This window comes from Salibaculum griseiflavum, assembly GCF_003129565.1.
GTDB classification, from domain to species: domain Bacteria; phylum Pseudomonadota; class Alphaproteobacteria; order Rhodobacterales; family Rhodobacteraceae; genus Salibaculum; species Salibaculum griseiflavum.
Genome location: NZ_QETF01000003.1, coordinates 91,738 through 115,944, shown reverse-complemented (window position 1 = coordinate 115,944; position 24,207 = coordinate 91,738). Strand labels below are relative to the sequence as shown.

Here is a 24,207-nt window from a genome sequence, read left to right as displayed (position 1 = left end):
ATAGCATGGCAGAGCCCGATCCCACCCTTCGCCCCGATCGCCAGCCCGAGGATGCCGACCGGGCCCTCCGGCCGCAGCTTCTGGACGAGTTCATCGGCCAGGCCGAGGCCCGCGCCAATCTGCGCGTCTTCATCGAGAGCGCAAAGCGCCGGGGCGAGGCGATGGACCACACCCTGTTCCACGGCCCCCCCGGTCTGGGCAAGACGACGCTGGCACAGATCATGGCCAAGGAGCTGGGCGTCGGGTTCCGCATGACTTCGGGCCCGGTTCTGGCCAAGGCTGGCGACCTTGCCGCGATCCTGACCAATCTCGAACCGCGCGACGTGCTGTTCATCGACGAGATCCACCGCCTCAACCCGGCGGTCGAAGAGGTGCTGTATCCCGCGCTGGAGGATTTCGAGCTGGATCTTGTCATCGGCGAAGGCCCGGCGGCCCGCACCGTGCGGATCGAATTGCAGCCCTTCACGCTGATCGGGGCCACCACGCGCATGGGGCTTCTGACCACGCCGCTGCGTGATCGTTTCGGCATTCCCACACGCCTGCAATTCTACACGACCGAGGAACTGCACGAGATCGTCACCCGCGGTGCGCGGCTGATGGGGGCGCCGGCCACGGATGGTGGCGCGCAAGAGATTGCGCGCCGCGCCCGGGGCACGCCCCGCATCGCCGGAAGGCTATTGCGGCGGGTGGTGGATTTCGCCGTGGTCGAGGGCGATGGCACCGTCACGCAGGAGATCGCGGATCGGGCGCTGACCCGGCTAGGCGTTGATCATCTTGGTTTGGACGGCGCCGACCGGCGCTACCTGTCCCTGATCGCGGAAAGCTATGGCGGCGGCCCGGTCGGGATCGAAACGCTGTCGGCGGCGCTGTCCGAAAGCCGCGATGCGCTGGAAGAGGTGATCGAGCCCTACCTCTTGCAGCAGGGCCTGATCCAGCGCACCCCGCGGGGGCGGATGCTGGCGCAGGCGGCATGGGGTCATCTCGGCCTTGAGGCACCCAGAGACCAATCCGACCTTTTCAAAACCTGACAGCGCTTTGGTCACTTGCGTTGCATTGCCCAGGCATCTGGCGCAAAACGCGCGTAAATGAAGGGGGGCGTGCATGGGCGTTTTCGAAAGGTATCTGTCGGTCTGGATCGCCGGTGCGATCATCCTGGGGATCGTCATCGGAAATGTCGCCCCGCCGCTGGTGAATGCCATCGCGGCCGCGGAATTCGCCAGCGTCAACCTCGTCGTGGCGGTGCTGATCTGGGCAATGGTCTACCCGATGATGGTGGGCGTCGACCCGGCCTCTCTGGGGCAGGTCGCACGCCAGCCGCGGGGGCTGCTGATTACGCTTGCTGTCAACTGGCTTGTCAAACCCTTCACCATGGCCGCGTTGGCGGTCCTGTTCTTCGAAGTGGTTTTCGCCCGCTGGATCGCGCCCGAAGATGCCCAGCAATATATCGCTGGTCTGATCCTGCTGGGGGCCGCGCCCTGCACGGCCATGGTCTTCGTCTGGTCTCAACTGACCCGCGGAGACGAAAACTACACGCTTGTTCAGGTCACCGTGAACGACCTGATCATGGTCATCGCCTTTGCGCCCATCGTTGCGGTGCTCCTGGGTGTGACGGATATCGCTGTGCCGTGGGAAACGCTGATCCTGTCGGTGGTGCTGTTCATCGCCCTGCCATTGGTGGCAGGGTTGATCACCCGCCGCAGGCTGGGCACACCGGATGCGATCACGGCCTTCCAGGCCCGCATCAAGCCCTTCTCGATCATCGGTCTCATCGCCACCGTGGTGATCCTGTTCGGCCTTCAGGGCCAGGTCATCGTCGACAAACCGGCGGTGATCGTGCTGATCGCGGTCCCGATCCTGCTGCAAAGCTATGGCATTTTCGCCCTGGCCTATGCCGCGGCATTCGCATTCAAGGTGCCGCATCGGATTGCCGCGCCCTGCGCCCTGATCGGGACATCGAATTTCTTCGAACTGGCCGTGGCCGTCGCGATCAGCCTTTTCGGCTTGAATTCCGGCGCGGCCTTGGCGACCGTGGTGGGCGTTTTGGTCGAGGTGCCGGTGATGCTGTCGCTGGTCGCCTTTGCCAACCGCACACGCGCCCGTTTCACCGGATGACCGGCCCAGAACCAAGGACACCGATGGCACTGACAGCCGACCAGATCGAAGCGCTTTTCACCCGTTCGGATGGCAGTTTCCTGTGTGCCCGCTGGGGCCGGCCCATCGTGCCCATCGTTTTCGGTGTCGAGGACGAAACCCTGTCGATGGTCAAGGGCGCGTTCGAGGCGGTCTGCGCCCTGTCGGGTCACAAGATGGCCGAGACCGACCCCGAACTGGGCGCCAATGTCATGGTCTTCTTCTTCCGCGACTGGGCGGAGCTCACGCAGGTGCCGGACCTCGACCGGCTGGTGCCCGATCTTGCGCCGCTGGTTCAGCGCCTCGCCGCTCAGGATGCCAACCAGTACCGCATTTTCCGCTTCGACGAGGATGGCGCGATCCGGGCCTCTTTCATCTTCATCTGCATGGATACCGAGATGATGAAGGTGCCCGCTGAGACGCTGGCGCTGTCGCAGGCGGTTCAGACGATCCTTTTGTGGTCCGACCGGGCCTTTACCGACGCCTCGCCGCTGGCGCTGGCCGATGGCGTCGCGGTGCTGCGCCCGGATATCGCCGGGGTGATCCGGGCGGCCTATGACCCGGTGCTTCCTGCCGTTGCGCAGGATGCGTCTCACGCCCTGCGCCTGTCCGCCCGCATGGAGGCCCTGCAATGACACATCGCCTGCCCATTCGCGTTTACTACGAGGATACCGACCTCGCAGGGATCGTCTATTACGCCAACTACCTGAAATTCATCGAACGGGCGCGCACCGAGTGGGTGCGCGAGATGGGGGTGGACCAGTCGCGGCTCAAGGCGGAAGAGGGCGTGGTGTTCGCCGTGCGCCGGGTCGAGGCGGACTACATGCAGCCCGCGAAATTCGACGACGAGCTGATTGTTGAAACCACCGTCGAAATGATGACCGGCGTGCGAGTCGTGGTCAAACAGGATGTGATGCGCGATGGAGTGGTCCTGTTCTCGGCCCTTGTGACGCTTGTGGCGCTGGGCTCGGAAGGTCAGCCGGTGCGGCTGCCAGCGGTATTCCGCCGAAACCTGCACTGACCGCACTCGGATTTCCGCGCCCCGGTCGGGTTTTCTTGGCTTTCGGCTTCAAATCCGGCTAAACCTGTCGTCAAAGCGAGGCCACAATCGGCCCGACAACAACGAGCAGGCAGATGGAAGCAGCATCCGACTATACGATGTGGGCATTGTTCGCCCGCGCCACGATCACCGTGAAATTCGTCATGATCCTACTGGTTCTCGCCAGCGTCTGGTGTTGGGCGGTGATCATCGACAAGTGGATCCAGTATCGCAAGGCCCGGGCCGAGGCGCGCATCTTCGACGAACAGTTCTGGTCCGGCAACCCGCTGGACGAGCTGTTCGATCGCATCGGGACCAGCCCAGATGGCCGGTCCGAACGCATTTTCGCCGCCGGAATGATGGAGTGGCGGCGCAGCCACCGGCAGGATGGCGGGCTGATCGCCGGGGCACAGGCGCGGATCGACCGATCCATGGACGTAGCCATCGCCAAGGAATCCGAACGGCTCAAGAAGGGCCTGCCGATCCTTGCGACCGTCGGGTCGACCGCCCCCTTCATCGGGCTGTTCGGCACGGTCTGGGGCATCATGAACGCCTTCATCGAAATCGCTGAACAGCAGAACACGAACCTTGCCGTTGTTGCGCCGGGCATCGCCGAGGCGCTGCTGGCGACGGGCCTTGGCCTTCTGGCCGCGATCCCGGCGGTGATTTTCTACAACAAGCTGAGTTCGGACAGCGACGCGATCGTGAACGGCTACGAAGCCTTCGCCGACGAGTTTGCGACGATCCTCAGCCGCCAGTTGGACAGTTAGGCCATGGGCGCGGGTGTCATCAATTCGGGCGACGGAGGGGGCGGCCGCCGCGGGCGGCGCCGGTCCCGTCGCAGCCAGCCCATGTCAGAGATCAATGTCACGCCCTTCGTGGACGTGATGCTGGTCCTCCTGATCATTTTCATGGTGTCCGCTCCCTTGATGGTGGCCGGGATCGAGGTGGACACGCCGGACACCGCCGCCGGGGCCTTGCCCAGCGAACAGGAAGAGCCGCTGGCCGTCACGCTGACCGCCGATGGCCGCCTGATGCTGATGACCACGGAAGTGCCGCGCGGCGAATTGGTGGCGCGGTTGCGTGGGGTGCTGGCGGAACGCGAAAGCGACCGGGTCTTCGTGCGCGCCGATGGCAGCCTGCCTTATGAACAGGTGGCCCAGGTCATGGGCGCGCTGACTGCGGCCGGGATCACCAACATCTCGCTGGTTACCGATAGCGGCGGCCCCGCCCTGGATGATGCGGACGGCTAGGCCACGGGCAACATGAGTGTTGGAACCTACATATCGGGTGCGGGGCATGCGGTGCTGGTCCTCTGGCTGCTGGCCGGATGGGGGCTGGAGTCCGAGCCGCTGGATATGCAGGTGACCGAGGTGTCCGTCGTCTCTGGTGACGAGTTCGAGGCGATGATGCGGGCAGGGCAACCCGATGCCCCGACCGCAGACGTGGCGGCCCCGACGCCGCCCGAGATCGACCCCGAAGAGCCGCCCGCGCCGCAGGAGGACAGCGCGCCGCAAGTGGAGGATGCCCCCGCGCCGGTCGAAACGCCCGATCTCGAAGAGGCCCCAGTGCCGCCGGAACTTGACACACCCGAGGCACAGGTGACGGATACGGTGCCCGACCTGCCCGAGATCGTGGCCGAGCCTGCGCCGCCACCTGCGACCGAGCTGGATGACAGCCCCCGCCCCGTGCCACGCCCCTCGGACCGGATCGCGCCGGAACCTGTCGCGCCCCCGGAGCCCGATGCCCAGATCGACGACCAGGTGGCCGAAGCCACTTCGGACGAGGCCGCGCAGGACGTGGCCGTGGAAGAGGTCGACCAGACCACCGCCCCCGAGGAAGCGGCCCCAGAGATCGTGACCGAGGCCGAAACGCCCTCGGGCGCACCCGAGGTCAGCCTTCGTCCGCAGGCCCGGCCCAACCGTCCCGCGCCGCAGCCGACCGAGACCGCCGAGACCGACACACCGACCGAGGATGCGGTCGCCCAGGCCGTGGCCGAGGCCGCGGCGGAGGCCCCGCCGCAACCGACCGCCGGGGTGGCGGGCGGCGACCTGTCGGATGCCGCCAAGACCAGCTTCCTGCGCCAGATCGGCAATTGCTGGAACGTCGGCAGCGCCTCGACCGGGGCGATGCAGACCAAGGTGACGGTTGCCTTCTCGATGACCGAGGATGGCCGGGTCGATACCGGGTCCATCCGGATGTTGAGCTTCGAGGGTGGCAGTCAGTCCGATGCCGATGTGGCCTACCGCATGGCCCGTTCGGCGCTGGTGCGCTGCCAGAACGATGGTGGACGTTCCGGCTATGACCTGCCCGCCGACAAGTACGACCAATGGCGCGACGTGGAACTGACCTTCAACCCCGAGAACATGCAGTCATGGTAGGGGCGCCAAGCATCCTGCGCGGTCGGCGGAGTTTTTCCCCCCGACACCGCGTCTGTCATGCCGCTATTGCACTGACGGCCGATCCTGAGAGAATGGAGACGATATGATGATCCGGTTCCTGACCTTCCTGTTGGCGGTGCTTTTCGCCACGGTGGCCCATGCGCAAGATCCGCTGCGGCTGGAGCTCACCGATGGCGTGATCGAGCCTCTGCCCTTCGCCCTGCCGGGGTTCCACGCCGAAACCGCAGGCAGCGAGCAGGTCGCCGGAAGTATCACGCAGGTTGTGGCACAGGACCTGATGGGAACCGGGCTGTTCCGGCAGATCCCGCGTTCCGCCTTCATTTCCACCCCGGCCAGTTTTTCCGACCCTGTCGCCTTTGCCGATTGGCGGGCAATCAACGCGCAGGCGCTGATCCGGGGCGCGGTGGCGGTCACCGGGAGCCAGGTCAGTGTGAAGTTCCGGGTTTATGACGTCTTCTCGGGTTCCGAGATGGGCGAGGGCCTGCAATTCACCGGCACCACGGACGGCTGGCGCCGGATGGCGCACAAGGTGGCCGACGCGGTCTATTCCCGGATCACCGGCGAGGCGGGCTATTTCGACAGCCGCGTGGTGTTCGTGGCCGAGACCGGCCCCAAGGACAACCGCGCCAAGCGCCTGGCGGTGATGGATTACGACGGTGCCAACGTGCAATACCTGACGGACAGCAGCACCATTGTGCTGGCTCCGCGGTTCAGCCCCAACGGCGACCGGGTGCTCTATACCAGCTACGAAAGCGGGTTTCCGCGCATCAATGTGCTGGACGTGTCCACCGTGGGGCGTCAGCAACTGACCACCCAGCAGGGCGAGATGGCCTTCAGTCCCCGTTTCAGCCGCGACGGACAGCAGGTGATCTACAGCCTGGCCAATGGCGGCAATACCGATATCTGGCGCACCGACCTGCGCTCCGGCCAGCATACCCGCCTGACCAGCGCGCCTTCGATCGAGACCGCGCCCTCCTTCAGTCCCGATGGCAGCCAGATCGTTTTTGAAAGCGACCGGTCCGGCACCCAACAGCTTTATATCATGAGTGCGAATGGCGGTGAGGCGCGGCGGATTTCCTTTGGAGAAGGGCGCTACGGCACTCCGGTCTGGTCGCCGCGCGGAGACCTGATCGCCTTCACCAAGCAGAATGCCGGACGATTCCACATCGGCGTCATGCGCACCGATGGCAGCCAGGAACGCCTGCTGACCGCCTCGTTCCTCGACGAGGGGCCGACCTGGGCGCCCAACGGCCGTGTCATCATGTTCAGCCGCGAGACCCAGGGCGCCGGGGGCACATCCAGCCTGTTCTCGGTCGATATAACCGGGCGCAACCTCCAGCGCGTATCCACGCCCGCCGGTGCCTCGGATCCATCCTGGGGGCCGCTGCAACGCTGACGTTTTGGTGATTCCTATGACCCGCGCGCCATGCTATGCTGACCGCAACGAGCATAACCAAGAATGACAGGACCGAATTCATGACCCACGCACTCAAGGCGGCCTTACTTATCGGTGCCCTGGCGCTGAGCGCCTGCACCAATGCCGACCGTTTCGACAATCCCGACGCGGTAAACCTCAATGACCAGGCCGGGATCGGCCAGACTGGGCTGGGTGCCGCGGGCAATCCCGACAGCCCGGAATACTTCAACCAGACGATCGGTGATCGCGTGCTGTTCGCGGTGGACCAGTCCACCCTCAGCCCGCAGGCGCAATCGGTTCTGGCTGGCCAGGCCCAGTGGCTGATGACCAATTCCGACTACCTTGCGGTGATCGAGGGCCATGCCGACGAACAGGGCACCCGCGAATACAACCTCGCGCTGGGCGCGCGCCGGGCCAATGCGGTGCGCGACTACCTCGTGTCGCAAGGCGTCGCGGCCAACCGCATCCGAACCGTCAGCTACGGTAAGGAACGTCCGCTCGCGGTCTGTTCCGATGAAAGCTGCTATTCGCAGAACCGCCGCGCCGTGACCGTGATCTCGATCGGCGTGACGAGCTGATCGGAAAAAGGGGCAGGGGGTGACCATGCTGCGCAAGTTGCTTGTTTCCGCGGGTCTGGCCCTCGCCCTGTCGGGTTCGGCCGGGGCGCAAGAGGACGAGACGCTCGCCGATATCCGGTCCGAACTGTCCGCACTCTACACCGATCTGCAATCTCTGCGGCAGGAACTGACGGCCAGCGGGCAGGGGACGCAGGGGGTTGCAGGGGCGACACCCCTCGACCGTCTGAACGCGATTGAGGCAGAGCTGACCCGCCTGACGGCCAAGACCGAACAGCTTGAGTTTCGCATCGACCGGGTGGTCAGCGACGGAACCAACCGGGTCGGTGATCTGGAATTCCGCCTCTGCGAGCTGGAGCCGGGCTGCGATATCGGCAATCTCGGCAGCACACCGACCTTGGGCGGTGATGCAGCCGCCCCTGTCGGCCCCGCCCCGGCCGAGCCTTCGGCTGGTCCGGCCCTCGCCGTCGCCGAGCGCGAGGATTACGAGCGTGCCCAGGCCGCCATGAACGAAGGCGATTTCCAGACCGCCGCCGATCTGCTGGCCAGTTTCAGTGAGACCTATCCCGGCTCTCCCGTCGCGGCCCAGGTGCACTTGCTGCGCGGTCAGGCCCATGAACAGCTGGGCGAGACGACGAATGCAGCGCGCGGTTATCTCGAAAGCTTTTCCGCCGCGCCTGAAGGCCCCGTTGCGCCCGAGGCGCTGACGCGGCTGGGCACGACGTTGGGGGCACTTGGGCAGCAGCAGGATGCCTGCATCACCCTGGGTGAAGTGTCGGTGCGCTTCCCGGACAGCGACCAGGTGGACGTGGCCCGACAGGCGATGCAAACGCTCGGATGCAGCTAGATCCCGACTGGCTGATGGCGCAGGGCGAGGATGCCATGCTCCTGCATCGCGTCGATACGGCCTTTCCCGAGACACATCAGCCCGACACGGTCGGGATCGCGGTCTCTGGCGGTGGCGATTCCATGGCCCTTCTGCACCTGTTCTGGCGCTGGTCCGTTCAATCCGGCCGGCCGATTGCGGCTGTGACGGTGAACCACGGTTTGCGGCCCGAAGCGGCCGAGGAAGCGGCGCATGTGGCGGCTTTTTGCGCCGTTCATGGCATTCCCCACGAGACTCTGAACTGGTCCGGGGGCGGGGATGCGGGGAACCTGCAAGCCAATGCCCGCAACGCCCGCTATCGCCTGATAGGGAACTGGGCGCGGGCGAATGCGATTGGTGGCGTCGCCCTCGGGCATACGGCCGATGACGTGGCCGAAACCTTCCTTTTGCGGCTGGCTCGGAAATCCGGGCTGGATGGCCTTGCGGCCATGGATCAACGGTTCCAGCGCGATGGCGTCTTCTGGACGCGTCCGCTGTGGCAAGTCGGCCGGGCAGAGTTGCGGGATTACCTGAAAAGGCACAAGATTCGCTGGTGCGACGATCCGTCGAACGAGGATCATCGCTTTGACAGGGTTCGGGCCCGCAAGGCGCTGCAGGCGCTGGCGCCTTTGGGCATTGACGCGGAAACGATCATGGACTCGGCCCTTAATCTGCAGGTGGCGCGCAACACGCTCGATCATTTCACCCGTGAGGCTGCGCGGACCCGCGTTGTCGAGGATCGCGGCGACCTGTTGTTGCAAACAGGTGGTGATGCCGGATCGCTGCGTCCTGAAATCAAGCGCCGCCTCCTGACTGCGGCGATGCGCTGGTGCTCCGGGGCGGAATATGCGCCCCGCTACACCGCCATGCTGGAGATGGACGCCACGCTGGCCACGGCAAGAAAGCACACGCTGTCGGGCTGTCTTCTGACCCGGGACGACACCGCTATCCGGGTCACACGGGAATATAATGCAGTGCGTGCGGCGACCTGCCCAACGACCGAGGTTTGGGATGGGCGCTGGCAGCTGGATGGGCCGCATGCCGACGACCTGCATATCGCGGCGCTGGGCGTGGCGGTGAAAGACTGTCCCGACTGGCGTGAAACGGGCCTGCCACGCGCGTCGCTCTTGGCGTCGCCGGCGGTCTGGCAGGATGGGGCGCTGATCGCGGCGCCCCTTGCAGGGTACAATCCGGATTGGACTGCGCGGATTGTCACGTCTTTTGCATCTTACCTGCTTTCGCATTGAAGAACCGGTCACAGTCTCTATTTTAGACCAATGACCAAGGCGCCCGGGGCGCCCGTCACCGAAATCACGAGGAGTGTCGCCGTGGGAAACGCGCGCAATCTGGCCTTCTGGGTCGTGCTGTTCATCATCATTCTCGCCCTGTTCCAGCTGTTCGGCGGGGATCAGGCGACAAGCAGCAGCAGTTCCAGAAGCTATTCGCAATTCGTCCAGTCCGTGGAATCCGGCACCGTGACAGAGGTCACGATGGACGGGGAAAAGCTGTATTATCGCGGCTCGGATGACCGCAGCTACGTGACCATCGCTCCGTCGGATGCCGAGGTCACCAACCTGTTGATCGACAACGGTGTCGCTGTCGAGGCGCGTCCGCAGGAGCAATCCGGTTTCGCGACTTTCCTGCTTGGCCTCTTGCCGTTCCTGCTGCTGATCGGTGTCTGGATCTACTTCATGAACCGGATGCAGGGCGGCGGCAAAGGCGGGGCCATGGGGTTCGGCAAGTCCAAGGCCAAGTTGCTGACCGAAAAGCACGGCCGCGTCACCTTTGACGAGGTTGCTGGTATCGACGAGGCCAAGGAAGAGCTGGAAGAAATTGTCGAATTCCTGCGCAACCCGCAGAAATTCAGCCGCCTCGGCGGCAAGATCCCCAAAGGCGCCCTGCTGGTGGGTCCTCCGGGTACCGGTAAAACGCTTCTGGCGCGCGCCATCGCGGGTGAGGCGGGTGTGCCCTTCTTCACCATCTCGGGCTCCGACTTTGTCGAGATGTTCGTGGGTGTTGGCGCCAGCCGTGTCCGCGATATGTTCGAACAGGCCAAGAAGAATGCGCCCTGCATCGTCTTCATCGACGAGATCGACGCCGTGGGCCGGTCCCGTGGCGTGGGCTATGGCGGCGGCAATGACGAACGCGAACAGACGCTGAACCAGCTTCTGGTGGAAATGGACGGGTTCGAGGCCAACGAAGGCATCATCATCGTGGCCGCGACCAACCGTCCCGACGTTCTGGACCCGGCGCTGCTGCGCCCGGGCCGCTTCGACCGTCAGGTGCAGGTGCCCAACCCCGACATCAAGGGCCGCGAGAAGATCCTCGGCGTGCATGCCCGCAAGGTGCCGCTGGGGCCGGATGTGGACCTGCGCATCATCGCCCGTGGCACGCCTGGTTTCTCGGGCGCCGACCTCGCCAACCTGGTGAACGAGGCCGCGCTGATGGCGGCGCGGGTCGGTCGACGTTTCGTGACGATGATCGATTTCGAGAACGCCAAGGACAAGGTCATGATGGGCAGCGAACGCCGCTCCATGGTCATGACCGAAGAGGAAAAGCAGCTGACTGCCTATCACGAGGCGGGCCATGCCATCGTCGGGCTGAACGTCCCGCAGCATGACCCGATCCACAAGGCCACGATCATTCCGCGTGGCCGGGCGCTGGGCCTTGTCCTGTCGCTGCCCGAACGTGATCAGCTGTCCGTGACCTTCCGCAAGTACAAGTCCAAGATCGCCATGGCGATGGGCGGCAAGGTGGCCGAAGAGCTGAAGTTCGGCCCCGACAACGTGACCTCCGGGGCGACCTCGGACATCCAGCAGGTGTCCAAGATCGCGCGCGCCATGGTCACGCAGTTCGGCTATGATCAGGAACTGGGCCACGTGGACTATGCCAACGAACAGGAATCCTACCTGGGCGCCTATGGCGGTGGCACCAATCACAGCCCCGAAACCCAGAAGATCATCGACCAGAAGGTCAAGGAACTGATCGACGAGGGCTACGAGACAGCCAAGCGCATCCTTACCGAGCACAAGGATGAGTGGGAACGCCTGGCTCAGGGCTTGCTGGAATACGAGACCCTGACCGGCGACGAGATCACCAAGGTCATCAATGGCGAACCGCTCAACCGGGATGACGATGCGGATGACACGCCGCCCACCAGCGGCAGTTCCGTCACCGCCATTCCCAAGACCAAGGGCCGCAAGCCCAAGGGCCCGGAGCCTGAACCCGAGCCCTCGGCCTGACCCTATGCGAAAGCCCCGCCAATCCGGCGGGGCTTTTCATTTACCGGGCTTGCGCCGGGGCCAATTACGGCTGACGATGCCGTAAACGAGACCACCGAAGGCTTTGCCATGCCGGCCCTTATCCCGACAGACCATCACGCCACGATCACCTGGCTGGGCCATATGTCCGAGCGCACGGAAGCCGCCGTCAGCGGCGTGGCCCGCGACCGGTTGGAATTGGGTTTTGAGGGGCTGCTGGACGATGTGCCCTATGCCGGGCGCACCCGGCCTTCGTGCAGCCGCGTCACGGCGCAACACCCCAAAGGCACCGAGATCGCCAATACCCGTCAGCTTAGCCTTGTCAGCGCCGAAGAGCTTGACGCGATCGCCGCCGAGATCGGGCTGGACGCGCTGGACCCGACCTTGCTCGGCGCGACGGTGGTGGTCGAGGGGCTTGCGGATTTCAGCCATTTGCCGCCGTCCTCGCGGCTGCAGGCGGAAAACGGCACGACGCTGGTCATCGACATGCAGAACCGTCCCTGCCACCAGCCCGGGCTGAGCATCGAGCGCGCGCATCCCGGCCATGGCAAGGCCTTCAAGACCGCGGCCAAGGGCCGGCGCGGGGTGACCGCATGGGTCGAACGGCCGGGGGTGCTTGGCCTTGGAGACCGGTTGCGCCTGCATATCCCCGATCAGCGGGCCTGGGCCCCCTGAGAGGCGCAAAAGCGTTCCTATCGGAAACAGCCATTTCCCCGACCGACGATTCCGGGTGCGAAAATGTCGCAATCGCGGCGCAACGACCTCCCATGTCGTGATTAGGGTGTGCCAACACGTGACCAAGCGCCCCGCCGGGGCCGACCATAGGGAAGAGACCGCACCAATGGCATTCAAGACCGACATCGAAATCGCCCGCGAGGCCAACAAGAAACCGATCCAGGAGATCGGCGCCAAGCTGGGCATCGACAGCGACCACCTGCTGCCATACGGCCACGACAAGGCCAAGGTCAGCCAGGAGTTCATCAACTCCGTCAAGGGCAATGCCAAGGGCAAGCTGATCCTCGTCACCGCCATCAACCCGACCCCGGCGGGCGAGGGCAAGACCACCACCACGGTGGGTCTGGGCGACGGTCTGAACCGGATCGGCAAGAAGGCCGCGATCTGTATCCGCGAGGCGTCCCTGGGGCCGAACTTCGGCATGAAGGGCGGCGCGGCCGGGGGCGGCAAGGCGCAGGTCGTTCCGATGGAAGACATGAACCTGCACTTCACCGGTGACTTCCACGCCATCACCGCCGCGCATAACCTGCTCTCGGCGATGATCGACAACCACATCTACTGGGGCAACGAGCTGGAGATCGACGAGCGCCGGGTCAGCTGGCGCCGGGTCATGGACATGAACGACCGCGCCCTGCGCGACACGGTGACGTCTCTGGGTGGCGTGGCCAACGGCTTCCCGCGCCAGACCGGTTTCGACATCACCGTGGCCTCGGAAGTCATGGCGATCCTGTGCCTGGCGACGGACCTCAATGACCTTGAGAAACGTCTGGGTGACATGATTGTCGCCTATCGCCGTGACAAGTCGCCGATCTACTGCCGCGACATCAAGGCGGATGGTGCCATGACCGTGCTGCTGAAGGACGCGATGCAGCCGAACCTGGTGCAGACGTTGGAAAACAACCCCGCCTTCGTGCATGGCGGGCCGTTCGCCAACATCGCCCATGGCTGCAACTCGGTCATCGCGACGACGACGGCGCTGAACATCGCCGATTACGTCGTGACCGAAGCCGGGTTCGGCGCCGATCTCGGGGCCGAGAAGTTCATGAACATCAAGTGCCGCAAGGCGGGCCTCTCGCCCGACGCGGTGGTGCTGGTCGCCACGGTGCGCGCGATGAAGATGAACGGCGGCGTGGCCAAGGCCGATCTGGGTGAGGAAAACGTCGAGGCGGTGAAGGAAGGCTGCGCCAACCTTGGCCGTCACATCGGGAACCTCAAGCAGTTCGGCGTGCCGGTTGTCGTGGCCATCAACCACTTCGTCACCGACACCGATGCCGAGATCCAGGCCGTGAAGGACTACGTGGAAACCCAGGGTTCCGAAGCGGTGCTGTCGCGCCACTGGGAGCTGGGTTCGGAAGGCTCCGAAGATCTGGCCCGTAAGGTGGCCGAGATCGCCGATAGTGGCGCCAGCCAGTTCGCACCGCTCTACCGCGATGACCTCGGCCTGTTCGAGAAGATCGAGCGTGTCGCCACCGCGATCTACCGCGCCGACGAGGTGCTGGCCGATGCCAAGATCCGCAACCAGCTGAAGGAATGGGAAGAGGCCGGATATGGCAACCTGCCGGTCTGCATGGCAAAGACCCAGTATTCGTTCACCACCGACCCCAACCGCCGTGGCGCGCCCACCGGTCATTCGGTGCCGGTGCGCGAGGTTCGGCTATCGGCCGGGGCCGGCTTCATCGTCGTCATCTGCGGCGAGATCATGACCATGCCGGGCCTGCCCCGCGTGCCGGCCTCGGAGAACATCCGTCTGAACGAAGAAGGCCTGATCGAAGGCCTGTTCTGATCCGGCGTGACGACCCTGTTGCCTCCCCCCTGGCGGGGGAGGCAATGCGCCCCGCCCACCGTCCCTTTGAGAGGGTTTCATGACATCCACCCATCGCGCTGCCCTGATTGATGGCAAGTCCATCGCCGTTAAGATGCGGGCAGAGATTGCGCAAGAGGCCGGGGCGTTGGCCGCCGAGGGCTGGCAGCCGCGGCTGGTCTCGATTTCCGTTGGCGACACCGCCGCGGCCGAGCTCTATGTCCGCAACCAGCAGCGCAGCGCGGAAAGCGCCGGGGTGCAGTTCGAGGCGCGCAACTACGACGCCTCGATTTCCATGGAGCAGCTGGTGGGTGTGCTTCAGGGGCTGAACGCCGACCCGCGCGTCAACGGCATCATCATCCAGCGGCCATTGCCGGACCACATCCCGGTCAAAGCGTTGCAAAAGGCCGTGCATCCGCTGAAGGATGTGGAAGGGATGCATCCCGCGTCCATCGGCAACATCGTCTATAACGACCTGGCCCTTGGGCCCTGCACAGCCGTCGCGGCGGTGGAAATCCTCAAGACCCTGCCGCTGACGCTGGAAGGGCTGGACGTGACCGTGATCGGCCATTCCGAGATCGTCGGTAAACCCATCGCCTTCCTGCTGATGGGGCTGGGGGCGACGGTCACGGTCTGTCACCACATGACCCGCTCGGTTGCCATGCACAGCCGCGCCTCGGACGCGGTTTTCGTGGCCGTGGGCAAGCCGGGGTTGGTGACCGGCGACATGTTGAAGCCCGGTGCCGCCCTCATTGATATCGGCATCAACCGGGTGGACACGCCTGATGGCCCACGCACGGTGGGCGACGCCGATTTCCAAAGCTGCGCCGAGGTTGCGGGCTGGATCACGCCGGTGCCCGGCGGGGTCGGCCCGGTGACCGTGGCGATCCTGATGCAGAACGCGGTGCTTGCGACGCGGCTCCAGAAAGAGCACTACGCAGCCCAATACGCCAATACGGAGGTATGAGATGACGGCCAAGGTGATCGACGGCAAGGCTTTCGCGGCCACGGTGCGCGAGAAGGTGGCGGGCCATGTGGCACGCCTGAAGGAAGAACACGGGATCACCCCGGGCCTCGCCGTGGTGCTTGTGGGGGAAGACCCTGCCAGCCAGGTCTATGTCCGGTCCAAGGGCAAGCAGACGGTCGAGGTTGGCATGAACAGCTTCGAGCACAAGTTGGAAGCCGATACCTCCGAGGCCGATCTTCTGGCCCTGATCGACCAGCTGAACAATGACCCCAGCGTGCATGGCATCCTCGTGCAATTGCCGCTGCCGGGTCACCTCAACGAGGATCTGGTCATCAATTCCATCGACCCGGCCAAGGACGTCGATGGGTTCCATATCTCCAATGTCGGGCTGTTGGGCACGGGGCAGAAAAGCATGGTTCCCTGCACGCCGTTGGGCTGTCTGATGATGCTGCGCGACCACCACGGCAGCCTGTCGGGGATGAATGCGGTTGTCGTCGGTCGGTCGAACATCGTCGGCAAACCGATGGCGCAGTTGCTTCTGGGCGACAGCTGCACCGTGACGATCGCCCATTCCCGCACCAAGGACCTGCCCGGCGTCGTGCGCGGCGCCGATATTGTCGTCGCGGCTGTCGGACGGCCCGAAATGGTGCCGGGTGACTGGATCAAGCCCGGCGCAATGGTGATCGACGTGGGCATCAACCGCCTGCCGCCCGAGGAAGAGGGCGGAAAGGGCAGGCTGGTGGGCGATTGCCACTATGACAGCTGTGCCGAGGTGGCCGGTGCGATCACGCCCGTGCCCGGCGGGGTTGGACCCATGACCATTGCCTGCTTGCTGGCCAATACGGTGACCGCCTGCTGCCGTGCCAATGGCCTGGCCGAGCCCGAGGGCCTTACGGCCTGAGCGGCAGCATCGTGCCTTGCAGAAGGGCGACGAGGGTTTCCTTGTCGCCCGTGACTGCCTCGACCCGCGCGGTCACGACCATCAGCCGCCGTCCGGGCTTCTCGACCCGGCCCCGTGCGCGCAGGTAGTCGCCCTTGGCCGGAGCAACCAGGTTGATTTTCATCTCGGTTGTCAGAACCTCTTCGTCGGGCTGCAAGAGCGAAAGGGCCGCGTAGCCTGCCGCGCTGTCGCCGATGGAGAAGGTCAGCCCGGCATGGCCAAAACCCGCCTGCTGACGAACGCCGGGGCCGATCGGGGCCGTGATCTCGGCCATGCCATCCGCGGCCTGCTGCAATGTCGCGCCAAGGGTTTCCATCATGGATTGGGCGGCAAAGCTGCGTGCGACATGATGCACGACTTTTCCTGAACCTGAGGATTTGCTCATCTTGATGACCCGGTCTAACTTGGCGGCGGAATGGCATCGATATCATTCGATTGTTGAGTAGAGTGTGCAAGGGGCGGTTATGTTCATGCGTCATGTTTGGCGCGATTTTTGTCGCGAAATTACTGGTCTTCTGTCCGAAACCCGGCCGTCTTGGGGCATATCTTTCGGGCTTGTTATTCTGGCCCTTCTCGCCGACCCTTTCACTGCCATCTCGGAGTTCCCGACACTGCAAAAGGTCATCACATGGTGCCTTCTTGTGGGGGGTGGCGCGGTGCTGGCCATTCTTTTCCGCGGTTGTCTGAGGCTGATCCCCCGGGACATCAGCCAAGGACAGGAAACCGTCTTGGTTTCCGCGCTGCTGGGCATGTTGTATGCGCCGTTGATCTACCTGTGGCTTGCCTCGCTCGGGATGCCGCCGAACCCGGTCTATACGACAACCCTGGTCGTTGCCTCGGCGTTAATGGTGTCAAGTCTGCGGCAGGCCATCACGGAAACGTCTCCGGCCCCAATGCCGCGCCGCGACCGCTTCTATGATCGTTTGCCGAATGTCGGTGACGCCCATGTGATCCGTCTCAGTTCCGCGGACCATCATGTCATGGTCCGATTGTCGGACGGCCAGAGCCTGCGGTTGCGCATGCGGCTGCGTGATGCCGTTGCCGAGATGGACGAAACGCGGGGATTCTGTGTCCATCGTTCGCATTGGGTCGCCCTGCGGGATATCAAAGGGGTCCAGATCAGCGGGGCGCGCGAACGGGTGGTGCTGTATTCCGGGGACACCTTACCTGTTGGGCCGAAATACCGACCCAATCTCGTGAATGCCGGTTTCCTTCCAGACTAGCGCCGCCCCGTTCCCAGCGCTGCCATCGGCACGGGCAAGGCGCGTTGGCCCGTAAGCACAGCGATCGCATCGGCCTGCATCATCGTGGCGAGGACCGGGTCTGTAACACGCAGACCGCCGGTATAGGCGCCGAACGCGGGCAGGATCAGGCGGGTCTTGTCGGCAAGGAAGCAGGGTCGCGCCGAGACCATGCCCGATACCCGTGCCTTGGGATGGTAATGGCCGGAAATCTCGGGCACCGCCGGGGTGGCGATATGGCGAAAGGCAAGTCCGCCAATGGCCAGTTCCGACAGGTGCGTTCCGCCGAGATCGATCGGGCCGGGGTCGTGGTTGCCTTCGATCCATATCCAGTCCCGCCCGGCCTGAAGGCGCGACAGATGCAACCGCGCATCCTCGGCCAGACCCGAAGCCGCATCGAGATCATCGAAACTGTCCCCAAGGCAGATCACGCAGGACGGGTCATTCTCGCTTATTGCTCGGTCCAGACGTGCGAGGGTTTCTTGGGTTTCGTAGGGCGGGAACAGGCCACCACCACGACGCGCGATGCGTTCGGACTTTCCAAGATGCAGGTCCGAGACACAAAGCAGGCCCTGGTCGGGCCAGAACAGGCTGCCATCCGCGCAGGCATGCAGGGTTTGGCCTGCCAATACGAGAACATGGTGTGACATGGCGCCCGACTTGGCCCAACCCGGCCTGGCCCGCAAGGTCATAGTGCGCTCAAGCCCGCCTCGGCCATCAGTCGTTCGGTTTCAGCGGCCATCAACCGCTCGCGGCCCTCTCCGACGATCGGCACCTTGCCCGGTTCCAGGAACAAAGGTGCAGCGAGCGGTGAAACACGGGACAACCGCCTGTGGTCAATCCCGGCGATACGCGCCAGCATGTCCTCGATCCGTCCGAAATCCACCAGCCCATGCAGGGCTTCGTCCCGGGTGATGCGCATCAAGAGGTGCTCTGGATCGTATTTCGCCAGCGTGTCGTAAAGGATATCCGAGGAAAACGTCGCCTGCCGCCCGGTTTTCTTCGGGCCGGGGATGTTTTTTTCGATCAAGCCCGCAATGGTGGCCACACCGCGAAAGCTGCGTTTCATCACCGCATTGCCCTGCAACCACTGATCAAGCCCGGCACGCATATCCGTCGGGTCCAGCAATGCGGCGGGATCGTCCACGGGTTCGAGCCCCCAGATCAGCAGCGCGTAATCGGTCACGACGAAGCCCAGCGGCGAAAGCCCCGCCGCCTCCATACGCTGGGTCAGGATCAGGCCCAACGTGCGATGCGCGTTCTGCCCGGCAAAACCGTATAGGCACAGATGCTCCCGGCCCTCATGGGGAAAGGTCTCGATCAGCAGGCGGTCGGCCGATGGAATCTGGCTGACCTCGCCTTGCAGCATCAGCCATTCGGCAGTGTGACCCGGCAGGTTGGGCCAGCTGCCCTGGTTGAGAAGGCGCAGGATACGCGACGAGAGCTGCGTGGAGGTCGCAAATTTCGTTCCCGAGAACACGGCGACCTTTGGCTCGCGTCCCGGCGTGCGGCTGACCTCGACGGTCAGTTCCTTCAACCCCTCATAGCGCACCACCTCGCCGCCGATCAGGAACCGGTCGCCCGGCGTCAAGGACGCGGCAAAGCCTTCCTCCACCTCGCCCAGCACCCGGTTGCCCCGCCGCATCCGCACTTTCAGAAGGTCGGCATCCTGGATCGTACCGATGTTCATCCGGATGCGCTGCGCCGCACGCGGGTCGCGCAAGTGCCATAAGCCATCGGTCTGCTTCAGCCGCTGCCACTTGTCATAGGCCCGAAAGGCATAGCCCCCCGTGGCACAGAACGACAGGCAATCGTCGAAAGCGGCGCGCGACAGCCCGGCATAGGCCCCGACCGTACGGACCTCGGCAAACAGCTGATCGGCGTCGAACGGACCGGCACAGGCGCGGATCAGGATATGCTGGCACAACACGTCCAGCGGGCCGGGCCCACGCGGGTCTCCGTCAAGGTCATGGTCGCGCGCGGCCTCCAGCGCGGCGACGCATTCCACCACCTCGAAGCGGTTGGCCGGCACAAGCAGCGCCTTCGAGGGCGCGTTGTAGCGGTGATTGGCGCGTCCGATCCGCTGCACCAGCCGCTTGACGTTCTTGGGCGCCCCCACCTGGATCACCAGGTCCACATCCCCCCAATCGATCCCCAGATCCAGACTGCCGGTGCAGACGATGGCGCGCAGCTCGCCCGCCACCATCGCCGCCTCGACCCGTTCGCGCTGATCCCGGCTGAGGCTGCCATGATGGATGCCGATGGGCAGGTCGTCCTCGTTTTCCAGCCAGAGCCGGTGAAAGAAGATCTCGGCCTGCGCACGCGTGTTGTGAAAGATAAGCGTGGTCCTATGTGCCCTGACCTGTTCCAGGACCTCTCCAATGGCATATTGCGCCCCGCCGCCGGACCAGGGCGGGCGGGTCTCGGTCACGAGCATCTCGATCTGTGGATCGGGGCCGGGATCGGCCTGCAGAACGGGGCAGGGGTCGGGGTGCCGTGCGAGAGTCGCCGCGATCGCCTGTGGGTCATCCACGGTCGCGGAGAGGCCCACGCGCCGCAGCCCCGGCGCGAGCTGATCCAGCCGCGACAGGGCCAGCATCAGCTGGTCGCCCCGCTTGCTGTCGGCCAGGGCGTGAATCTCATCGACGATCACCCGTTGCAGCCCCGCGAATATCCGTGGCGCATCCTCGTAGCTGGTCAGAAGCGCCAGCGACTCCGGCGTCGTCAAAAGGATATGTGGCGGATCGGCCCGCTGGCGCCGCTTGGCGGTATAGCTGGTGTCGCCGGTCCGGTCTTCGATCCGGATCGGCAGACCCATTTCCTGCACAGGCGTCGTCAGGTTGCGCTTGATATCCGCAGCCAGCGCCTTGAGCGGTGATACGTAAAGCGTGTGCAGCCCGGCATGTCCACCGCCGACCAACTCGACCAGGCTGGGCAGGAATCCGGCCAACGTCTTGCCGCCCCCGGTGGGCGCGATCAGAAGCGTGGCGGGCGCGGCGCTGCGGTCCAGCATGTCCTGCTGGTGGGGATGCAGGGCCCATCCCCGGGTCTTGAACCAGTCAGCAATGATCGGGGGCAGGGCGGTCATGATCCGAAGCTAGTCCGCCGCGCCGGCCTTCGCCAGCGCGCCCGGCTTCTTTGGGTCAAAAATACCGCGGGGGGAGTCGCGCGGCCCGCGCGACGGGGGGCAGCGCCCCCCGCTTGATCGGACGGGCAACGCCCGTCCGATCCGAAAGTCAGTGCACGATTTCCTCTTCCTTGACGAACATGTTCGCCCAGGCCCGGTCGATGAGGTCCGGGCGCATCTGGTAGGGGATGCCCTCGAACTCGCAGATCGAAATGATCTGGTCGATCAGGAAGATCGGCTGGTAGTTGGCGTAGACGTTGTCGATGGTCGGATATTTTTCCTGCAACAGGTAGACCAGAGATTCCTCGTCCAGCGGCATGCCCTTCTTGCGGGCGACCAGGGCGAAAATCTTCAGGAAATCCTCCTGGCTGGGGCCGTCGATCTTGATCTTGAAGAAGATCCGGCGCAACGCCGCCTTGTCGAAGATGTCGTTGGGGTGGAAGTTGGTCGAGAAGATCACCAGCGTGTCGAAGGGCACCTCGAACTTTTCGCCCGACTGCAGGGCCAGGATGTCGCGGCTTTCTTCCAGCGGCACGATCCAGCGGTTGACCAGTTTCTGCGGCGGCTCTTCCTGGCGGCCAAGGTCGTCCACGATGAAAACCCCGCCAGAGGACTTCAGCTGCAAAGGCGCCTGGTAGGTCCGGGCGGTGGGGTTGTAGACAAGGTCCAGCATCGACAGCGATAGTTCACCGCCGGTGATCACGGTCGGCCGCTCGCAGCGCACGTAGCGTGTATCGAACCGCCCCGAGGTGCGGCGCAGGGAATTGGGGTCGTCCACCTCTTCCTCGGCGGCGGAATGCACGATCGGGTCATAGACGGTGATGACCTGGCCGGCATATTCGATGGCGCGGGGGATGTAGATCTTGTCCCCCAGCGCGTCACGGATTCCGTTCGAGATCGAGGATTTCCCGTTGCCCGGCGGGCCATACATCAGGATCGACCGGCCCGAGGACACCGCCGGCCCAAGCTGGTCCAGCAGGTCCGGTGGCAGGATCAGATGTCCCATGGCCGAGGTCAACTGGTCGCGGGTGACCTGGATGTTGCGGATCGACTGGCGCTTGACCTGTTCGGCATAGACTTCAAGCGGGACAGGCATGGCACCGTAATATTCGGACTGTGCCAGCGCATCCAGCGCGCGCGCCTTGCCCGCATCGGTCAGCTGGTAGCCCATCTCGCCGCCCGAGTTGGCATGGAGCGTGCCGGTCGATTCCAGAAGTTTCTGGCTGCGCGCAAGGTCCACAAGTTCTTGCGTCACCGGGATCGGCAGGCAGATGGCGCGGGAAAGAACCGATACCGTGTCCGCGTTCTTGCGGAACATGGTTTTCAGGACGATATCCCGCATCATGACCAGCGGCAGGCGCATCGCTTCGAGCGATTTCGGCGCAGGCGGGGCGACAACGTTGGGGTTTTGCATGTTCATGGCGGTCTGCTCGCATTCCCGTTGCATTTGTGGCCCATAGGCCGCGCTGGCCGGTTATTCCGGCATCTGGCCGCCAAGGGGCTATGATCGGCTTTGTGCCGCAGTATTGTGGCGAAAAAAGGGACAAACAGGTTCCAGAGGCAGGCATGAGCAGACCCAATCCAGTCGTTTTGACGGCGTTTCTCATGGGTATCTTGGTTCTCTTGGGCGGCGCGGCGCTGCTCAAGGGGGGACTCTATATCGGCAAGCATGAGGGCGACACGCTGCACCTGATGCAAATCGTCTTCCGTATGGCCGACGGGCAACTCCCGCATCTCGATTTCATGACGCCCATCGGCGCGCTGGCCTTCTGGCCCATCGCTCTGCTGGTCGAGGCCGGGCTGGGGGTCGGGATGGCGATCCTCTGGTCCCAGGTCATCGTGGCCGCGGTGTTCCTGCCCATCGTGGTCTGGGTTGCGTCCAGCCGGCTCAGCCCAAACACCGCGCTGCTTTTCGGGGCGGTCGTCATGGTGCTTCTTCTGGCGCTTGTCCATGGCGAGGCGCAGCGCAGTGTTTCCATCTCCATGCATTACAACCGGTTGGCCTGGGCCGCGGCCTTCGTGGCCATTCTGGCCGCCCTGATCCCTCCGGTGCATCCGCGCTCCGGCCTCGTCGATGGCGTGATCATCGGCCTGATGATGGTGATCATGGTGATGATCAAGGTCACCTATTTCGCGGCCTTCGCGCTGCCCGTGGTGGTGGCGCTGCTGCTGACCGAACAGCGCCGCGCGCTGGGCTGGGCCGTTTTGACAGGCGCATTTGCCGCCCTGGTCATTACCGCCTTCGTCGGTTTTGATTTCTGGCTGGCCTATCTGGGTGATCTGGCAACCGTGGCCGGGTCCGAGATCCGTGCCGCTCCGGGCGACCCCCTGACCGCCATCATGGGTGCCCCGGCCTATATCGGTGGATCGCTTCTGGCCGTCGCGGGCGTGATCCTGTTACGGCAGGCCCGGGTCGACACCGGAGGCCTGGTCCTGCTGCTGCTGTTGCCGGGGTTCATTTATGTCACCTATCAGAATTTCGGCAACGACCCGCAGTGGCTGATACTTCTGGCGGTGCTGCTTCTGGCGTTGCGGCCGGGGGCCGACAAGGTCATGCGCAATGGTTTTGGCTGGCCACTTCGAGAGGCTCTGGCTGTGACAGCCGCAATGGCGCTGGCCCTGTCGGCGCCGTCCTTCTTCAACCTGGCTTACAGTCCCCTGCGCCATTTCAAGCTCGACACGGCGGACTACACGCCGCTCCTGCCGCGGGGCGGGGTGCATTCCGACCTGCATTCCACCAAGCTGAGGGTGGAGCGTGTCTTTGCGCGGGTGGCATTGGACGGGCCCGGAACGATGCTGGAAAGGACCCGCCCGCCCGAAGATGACACCGCCCTCCCCAGGTTCCGGGGTGAGACCTTCGATCATTGCTCGGTCGAACTGGGCCTGCCGTCGGTCATGGACGCAATTGTGCGTGACCTCGAAGAGGCCGGGTTGGCCGCGGGCAAGAGCCTCTTCGCGGCCGACATTTTCAGCTCTCATTGGCTATTCGGCGACTTGGAACCGATGCAGGGCGGGGCGCCGTGGTATTACGGCGGCTTGCCCGGATGGGCCGATGCCGATTACCTGCTTATCCCGCTTTGCCCGGTCGTGCCCGATGTGCAGGCCCGTATCCTGAGCCAGATCGAGGAACAGGGCGCCGAGGATCTGGTCGAGATCCGGCGGACACCCCTCTACATCCTCTATTCGAAGGGCTGACCGGCTAGCCCTGGATCAACGGGTGAGCGAGGTACAGGATCAGCGTCACGCCCAGCGGGAACCCCATGGGAAAGCGTCGCTTTTCCGTCCAGCTTTGCCAATCGGGAACCAGGTTGCGAATGGCGGGGATGGCCCGGCAAAGGCGATGCACGGCGAAGGCCGCGATGAAACTGGTCGCCAGCAGGAACAGCACGGCCCAGGCGTCTTGCAGGGCCACGAAGGGCGCGGCCGAGGCGATGAACTTGCTGTCTCCAGCCCCCATTGCGCCGATCGCGTTCAGCGCCATGCCGATGACCAGTACCACCCCGAAATGCGCGAAGCGCATGACGTAGTCGGGCCAGAACGGCATCAGGAAGATGCCCACCACAACGAAGATGAGCGCCAGCAGGTCCGTGGACCAGGTGGGGATTTTCATCGCGCGCAGGTCGTTCCAGGCGACATAGAGGCACACGGGCGCGACGAAAGGCAGGAACCAGGCGGCCTGGGTCGCGGTCAGGGATGTCTCGACCACGA

23 protein-coding genes are annotated in these 24,207 nt (G+C 64.4%); 18 read left to right on the top strand and 5 right to left on the bottom strand.

What is annotated here, in order from left to right:
* The first annotated feature begins 5 nt into the window (after nt 1–5).
* The 16 genes from ruvB to folD all read left to right on the top strand — a co-directional run bounded on the left by ruvB (nt 6) and on the right by folD (nt 16,092).
* Nucleotides 6–1,028: a Holliday junction branch migration DNA helicase RuvB gene (gene ruvB, locus DFK10_RS04055; protein ID WP_109386853.1), complete on the top strand. Its 1,023-nt coding sequence runs from the start codon at nt 6–8 to the stop codon at nt 1,026–1,028.
* Between the two features lie 73 nt (nt 1,029–1,101).
* On the top strand, nt 1,102–2,112 hold the full coding sequence (arsB, locus tag DFK10_RS04050) for an ACR3 family arsenite efflux transporter (RefSeq protein ID WP_109386851.1): 1,011 nt from the start codon (nt 1,102–1,104) through the stop codon (nt 2,110–2,112).
* 23 nt (nt 2,113–2,135) lie between these two features.
* Nucleotides 2,136–2,765, top strand: coding sequence for a hypothetical protein (locus DFK10_RS04045; protein ID WP_408005567.1), 630 nt, complete (start codon nt 2,136–2,138; stop codon nt 2,763–2,765).
* Entirely contained in the window at nt 2,762–3,151 is a 390-nt protein-coding gene (ybgC, locus tag DFK10_RS04040) for a tol-pal system-associated acyl-CoA thioesterase (protein WP_109386849.1), read from the top strand. Before DFK10_RS04045 ends, ybgC begins: the two co-directional genes overlap by 4 nt.
* A 113-nt stretch (nt 3,152–3,264) precedes the next feature.
* Nucleotides 3,265–3,939, top strand: a complete 675-nt coding sequence (tolQ, locus tag DFK10_RS04035) for a protein TolQ (RefSeq protein WP_217810053.1) — start codon at nt 3,265–3,267, stop codon at nt 3,937–3,939.
* Between the two features lie 3 nt (nt 3,940–3,942).
* On the top strand, nt 3,943–4,422 hold the full coding sequence (locus DFK10_RS04030; protein WP_109386847.1) for an ExbD/TolR family protein: 480 nt from the start codon (nt 3,943–3,945) through the stop codon (nt 4,420–4,422).
* 12 nt (nt 4,423–4,434) lie between these two features.
* Nucleotides 4,435–5,550 carry a cell envelope biogenesis protein TolA gene (locus tag DFK10_RS04025; RefSeq protein WP_109386845.1) on the top strand — a complete coding sequence of 372 codons (1,116 nt, stop codon included), beginning with the start codon at nt 4,435–4,437 and terminating at the stop codon, nt 5,548–5,550.
* A gap of 103 nt (nt 5,551–5,653) precedes the next feature.
* Complete coding sequence (gene tolB, locus DFK10_RS04020; RefSeq protein ID WP_109386843.1) at nt 5,654–6,967, top strand: Tol-Pal system beta propeller repeat protein TolB; 1,314 nt, start codon at nt 5,654–5,656, stop codon at nt 6,965–6,967.
* A gap of 80 nt (nt 6,968–7,047) precedes the next feature.
* Nucleotides 7,048–7,566 carry a peptidoglycan-associated lipoprotein Pal gene (pal, locus tag DFK10_RS04015; RefSeq protein ID WP_109386841.1) on the top strand — a complete coding sequence of 173 codons (519 nt, stop codon included), beginning with the start codon at nt 7,048–7,050 and terminating at the stop codon, nt 7,564–7,566.
* 25 nt (nt 7,567–7,591) lie between these two features.
* Nucleotides 7,592–8,410 carry a tol-pal system protein YbgF gene (gene ybgF, locus DFK10_RS04010; protein WP_109386839.1) on the top strand — a complete coding sequence of 273 codons (819 nt, stop codon included), beginning with the start codon at nt 7,592–7,594 and terminating at the stop codon, nt 8,408–8,410.
* Nucleotides 8,401–9,675 carry a tRNA lysidine(34) synthetase TilS gene (tilS, locus tag DFK10_RS04005; RefSeq protein WP_235866760.1) on the top strand — a complete coding sequence of 425 codons (1,275 nt, stop codon included), beginning with the start codon at nt 8,401–8,403 and terminating at the stop codon, nt 9,673–9,675. Before ybgF ends, tilS begins: the two co-directional genes overlap by 10 nt.
* Before the next feature lie 81 nt (nt 9,676–9,756).
* The gene (gene ftsH / locus DFK10_RS04000; RefSeq protein ID WP_109387123.1) at nt 9,757–11,670 is read left to right on the top strand and encodes an ATP-dependent zinc metalloprotease FtsH; all 1,914 of its coding nucleotides are present in this window, start codon (nt 9,757–9,759) and stop codon (nt 11,668–11,670) included.
* A 108-nt stretch (nt 11,671–11,778) separates the two neighbouring features.
* Nucleotides 11,779–12,363 carry an MOSC domain-containing protein gene (locus DFK10_RS03995; protein ID WP_109386837.1) on the top strand — a complete coding sequence of 195 codons (585 nt, stop codon included), beginning with the start codon at nt 11,779–11,781 and terminating at the stop codon, nt 12,361–12,363.
* A gap of 166 nt (nt 12,364–12,529) precedes the next feature.
* On the top strand, nt 12,530–14,206 hold the full coding sequence (locus DFK10_RS03990) for a formate--tetrahydrofolate ligase (RefSeq protein ID WP_109386835.1): 1,677 nt from the start codon (nt 12,530–12,532) through the stop codon (nt 14,204–14,206).
* Between the two features lie 79 nt (nt 14,207–14,285).
* A complete protein-coding gene (locus DFK10_RS03985; RefSeq protein ID WP_109386833.1) occupies nt 14,286–15,191 on the top strand; it encodes a bifunctional 5,10-methylenetetrahydrofolate dehydrogenase/5,10-methenyltetrahydrofolate cyclohydrolase in 906 nt (301 codons plus the stop codon).
* A 1-nt stretch (nt 15,192) separates the two neighbouring features.
* The gene (gene folD / locus DFK10_RS03980) at nt 15,193–16,092 is read left to right on the top strand and encodes a bifunctional methylenetetrahydrofolate dehydrogenase/methenyltetrahydrofolate cyclohydrolase FolD (protein WP_109386831.1); all 900 of its coding nucleotides are present in this window, start codon (nt 15,193–15,195) and stop codon (nt 16,090–16,092) included.
* Here folD and DFK10_RS03975 read toward each other — a convergent pair.
* A complete protein-coding gene (locus DFK10_RS03975) occupies nt 16,082–16,516 on the bottom strand; it encodes a PaaI family thioesterase (RefSeq protein ID WP_109386829.1) in 435 nt (144 codons plus the stop codon). The genes folD and DFK10_RS03975 overlap by 11 nt on opposite strands.
* 271 nt (nt 16,517–16,787) lie before the next feature.
* On the opposite strand from DFK10_RS03975, the gene DFK10_RS03970 reads away from it, so the two are divergent.
* Nucleotides 16,788–17,354, top strand: coding sequence for a LytTR family DNA-binding domain-containing protein (locus DFK10_RS03970; protein ID WP_217810051.1), 567 nt, complete (start codon nt 16,788–16,790; stop codon nt 17,352–17,354).
* Here DFK10_RS03970 and pdeM read toward each other — a convergent pair.
* The 3 genes from pdeM to DFK10_RS03955 all read right to left on the bottom strand — a co-directional run bounded on the left by pdeM (nt 17,351) and on the right by DFK10_RS03955 (nt 21,919).
* Nucleotides 17,351–18,022 carry a ligase-associated DNA damage response endonuclease PdeM gene (gene pdeM / locus DFK10_RS03965; RefSeq protein WP_109387121.1) on the bottom strand — a complete coding sequence of 224 codons (672 nt, stop codon included), beginning with the start codon at nt 18,020–18,022 and terminating at the stop codon, nt 17,351–17,353. The genes DFK10_RS03970 and pdeM overlap by 4 nt on opposite strands.
* Before the next feature lie 38 nt (nt 18,023–18,060).
* On the bottom strand, nt 18,061–20,460 hold the full coding sequence (locus DFK10_RS03960; protein ID WP_109386825.1) for a ligase-associated DNA damage response DEXH box helicase: 2,400 nt from the start codon (nt 20,458–20,460) through the stop codon (nt 18,061–18,063).
* A gap of 148 nt (nt 20,461–20,608) precedes the next feature.
* On the bottom strand, nt 20,609–21,919 hold the full coding sequence (locus tag DFK10_RS03955) for a P-loop NTPase family protein (RefSeq protein ID WP_109387119.1): 1,311 nt from the start codon (nt 21,917–21,919) through the stop codon (nt 20,609–20,611).
* Nucleotides 21,920–22,104: 185 nt separating this feature from the next.
* On the opposite strand from DFK10_RS03955, the gene DFK10_RS03950 reads away from it, so the two are divergent.
* Nucleotides 22,105–23,694, top strand: a complete 1,590-nt coding sequence (locus DFK10_RS03950) for a hypothetical protein (protein ID WP_109386823.1) — start codon at nt 22,105–22,107, stop codon at nt 23,692–23,694.
* Nucleotides 23,695–23,698: 4 nt separating this feature from the next.
* Here DFK10_RS03950 and DFK10_RS03945 read toward each other — a convergent pair whose 3' ends face one another.
* Complete coding sequence (locus DFK10_RS03945) at nt 23,699–24,205, bottom strand: prepilin peptidase (protein ID WP_109386821.1); 507 nt, start codon at nt 24,203–24,205, stop codon at nt 23,699–23,701.
* Between the last annotated feature and the right edge of the window lie 2 nt (nt 24,206–24,207).

Coding starts and splice junctions, on each gene's coding strand:
- ruvB (WP_109386853.1), top strand. CDS start 6: ATGGCAGAGCCCGATCCCACCCTTCGCCCCGATCGCCAGCCCGAGGAT.
- arsB (WP_109386851.1), top strand. CDS start 1,102: ATGGGCGTTTTCGAAAGGTATCTGTCGGTCTGGATCGCCGGTGCGATC.
- DFK10_RS04045 (WP_408005567.1), top strand. CDS start 2,136: ATGGCACTGACAGCCGACCAGATCGAAGCGCTTTTCACCCGTTCGGAT.
- ybgC (WP_109386849.1), top strand. CDS start 2,762: ATGACACATCGCCTGCCCATTCGCGTTTACTACGAGGATACCGACCTC.
- tolQ (WP_217810053.1), top strand. CDS start 3,265: ATGGAAGCAGCATCCGACTATACGATGTGGGCATTGTTCGCCCGCGCC.
- DFK10_RS04030 (WP_109386847.1), top strand. CDS start 3,943: ATGGGCGCGGGTGTCATCAATTCGGGCGACGGAGGGGGCGGCCGCCGC.
- DFK10_RS04025 (WP_109386845.1), top strand. CDS start 4,435: ATGAGTGTTGGAACCTACATATCGGGTGCGGGGCATGCGGTGCTGGTC.
- tolB (WP_109386843.1), top strand. CDS start 5,654: ATGATGATCCGGTTCCTGACCTTCCTGTTGGCGGTGCTTTTCGCCACG.
- pal (WP_109386841.1), top strand. CDS start 7,048: ATGACCCACGCACTCAAGGCGGCCTTACTTATCGGTGCCCTGGCGCTG.
- ybgF (WP_109386839.1), top strand. CDS start 7,592: ATGCTGCGCAAGTTGCTTGTTTCCGCGGGTCTGGCCCTCGCCCTGTCG.
- tilS (WP_235866760.1), top strand. CDS start 8,401: ATGCAGCTAGATCCCGACTGGCTGATGGCGCAGGGCGAGGATGCCATG.
- DFK10_RS03995 (WP_109386837.1), top strand. CDS start 11,779: ATGCCGGCCCTTATCCCGACAGACCATCACGCCACGATCACCTGGCTG.
- DFK10_RS03990 (WP_109386835.1), top strand. CDS start 12,530: ATGGCATTCAAGACCGACATCGAAATCGCCCGCGAGGCCAACAAGAAA.
- DFK10_RS03985 (WP_109386833.1), top strand. CDS start 14,286: ATGACATCCACCCATCGCGCTGCCCTGATTGATGGCAAGTCCATCGCC.
- folD (WP_109386831.1), top strand. CDS start 15,193: ATGACGGCCAAGGTGATCGACGGCAAGGCTTTCGCGGCCACGGTGCGC.
- DFK10_RS03975 (WP_109386829.1), bottom strand. CDS start 16,516: ATGAGCAAATCCTCAGGTTCAGGAAAAGTCGTGCATCATGTCGCACGC.
- pdeM (WP_109387121.1), bottom strand. CDS start 18,022: ATGTCACACCATGTTCTCGTATTGGCAGGCCAAACCCTGCATGCCTGC.
- DFK10_RS03960 (WP_109386825.1), bottom strand. CDS start 20,460: ATGACCGCCCTGCCCCCGATCATTGCTGACTGGTTCAAGACCCGGGGA.
- DFK10_RS03955 (WP_109387119.1), bottom strand. CDS start 21,919: ATGAACATGCAAAACCCCAACGTTGTCGCCCCGCCTGCGCCGAAATCG.
- DFK10_RS03950 (WP_109386823.1), top strand. CDS start 22,105: ATGGGTATCTTGGTTCTCTTGGGCGGCGCGGCGCTGCTCAAGGGGGGA.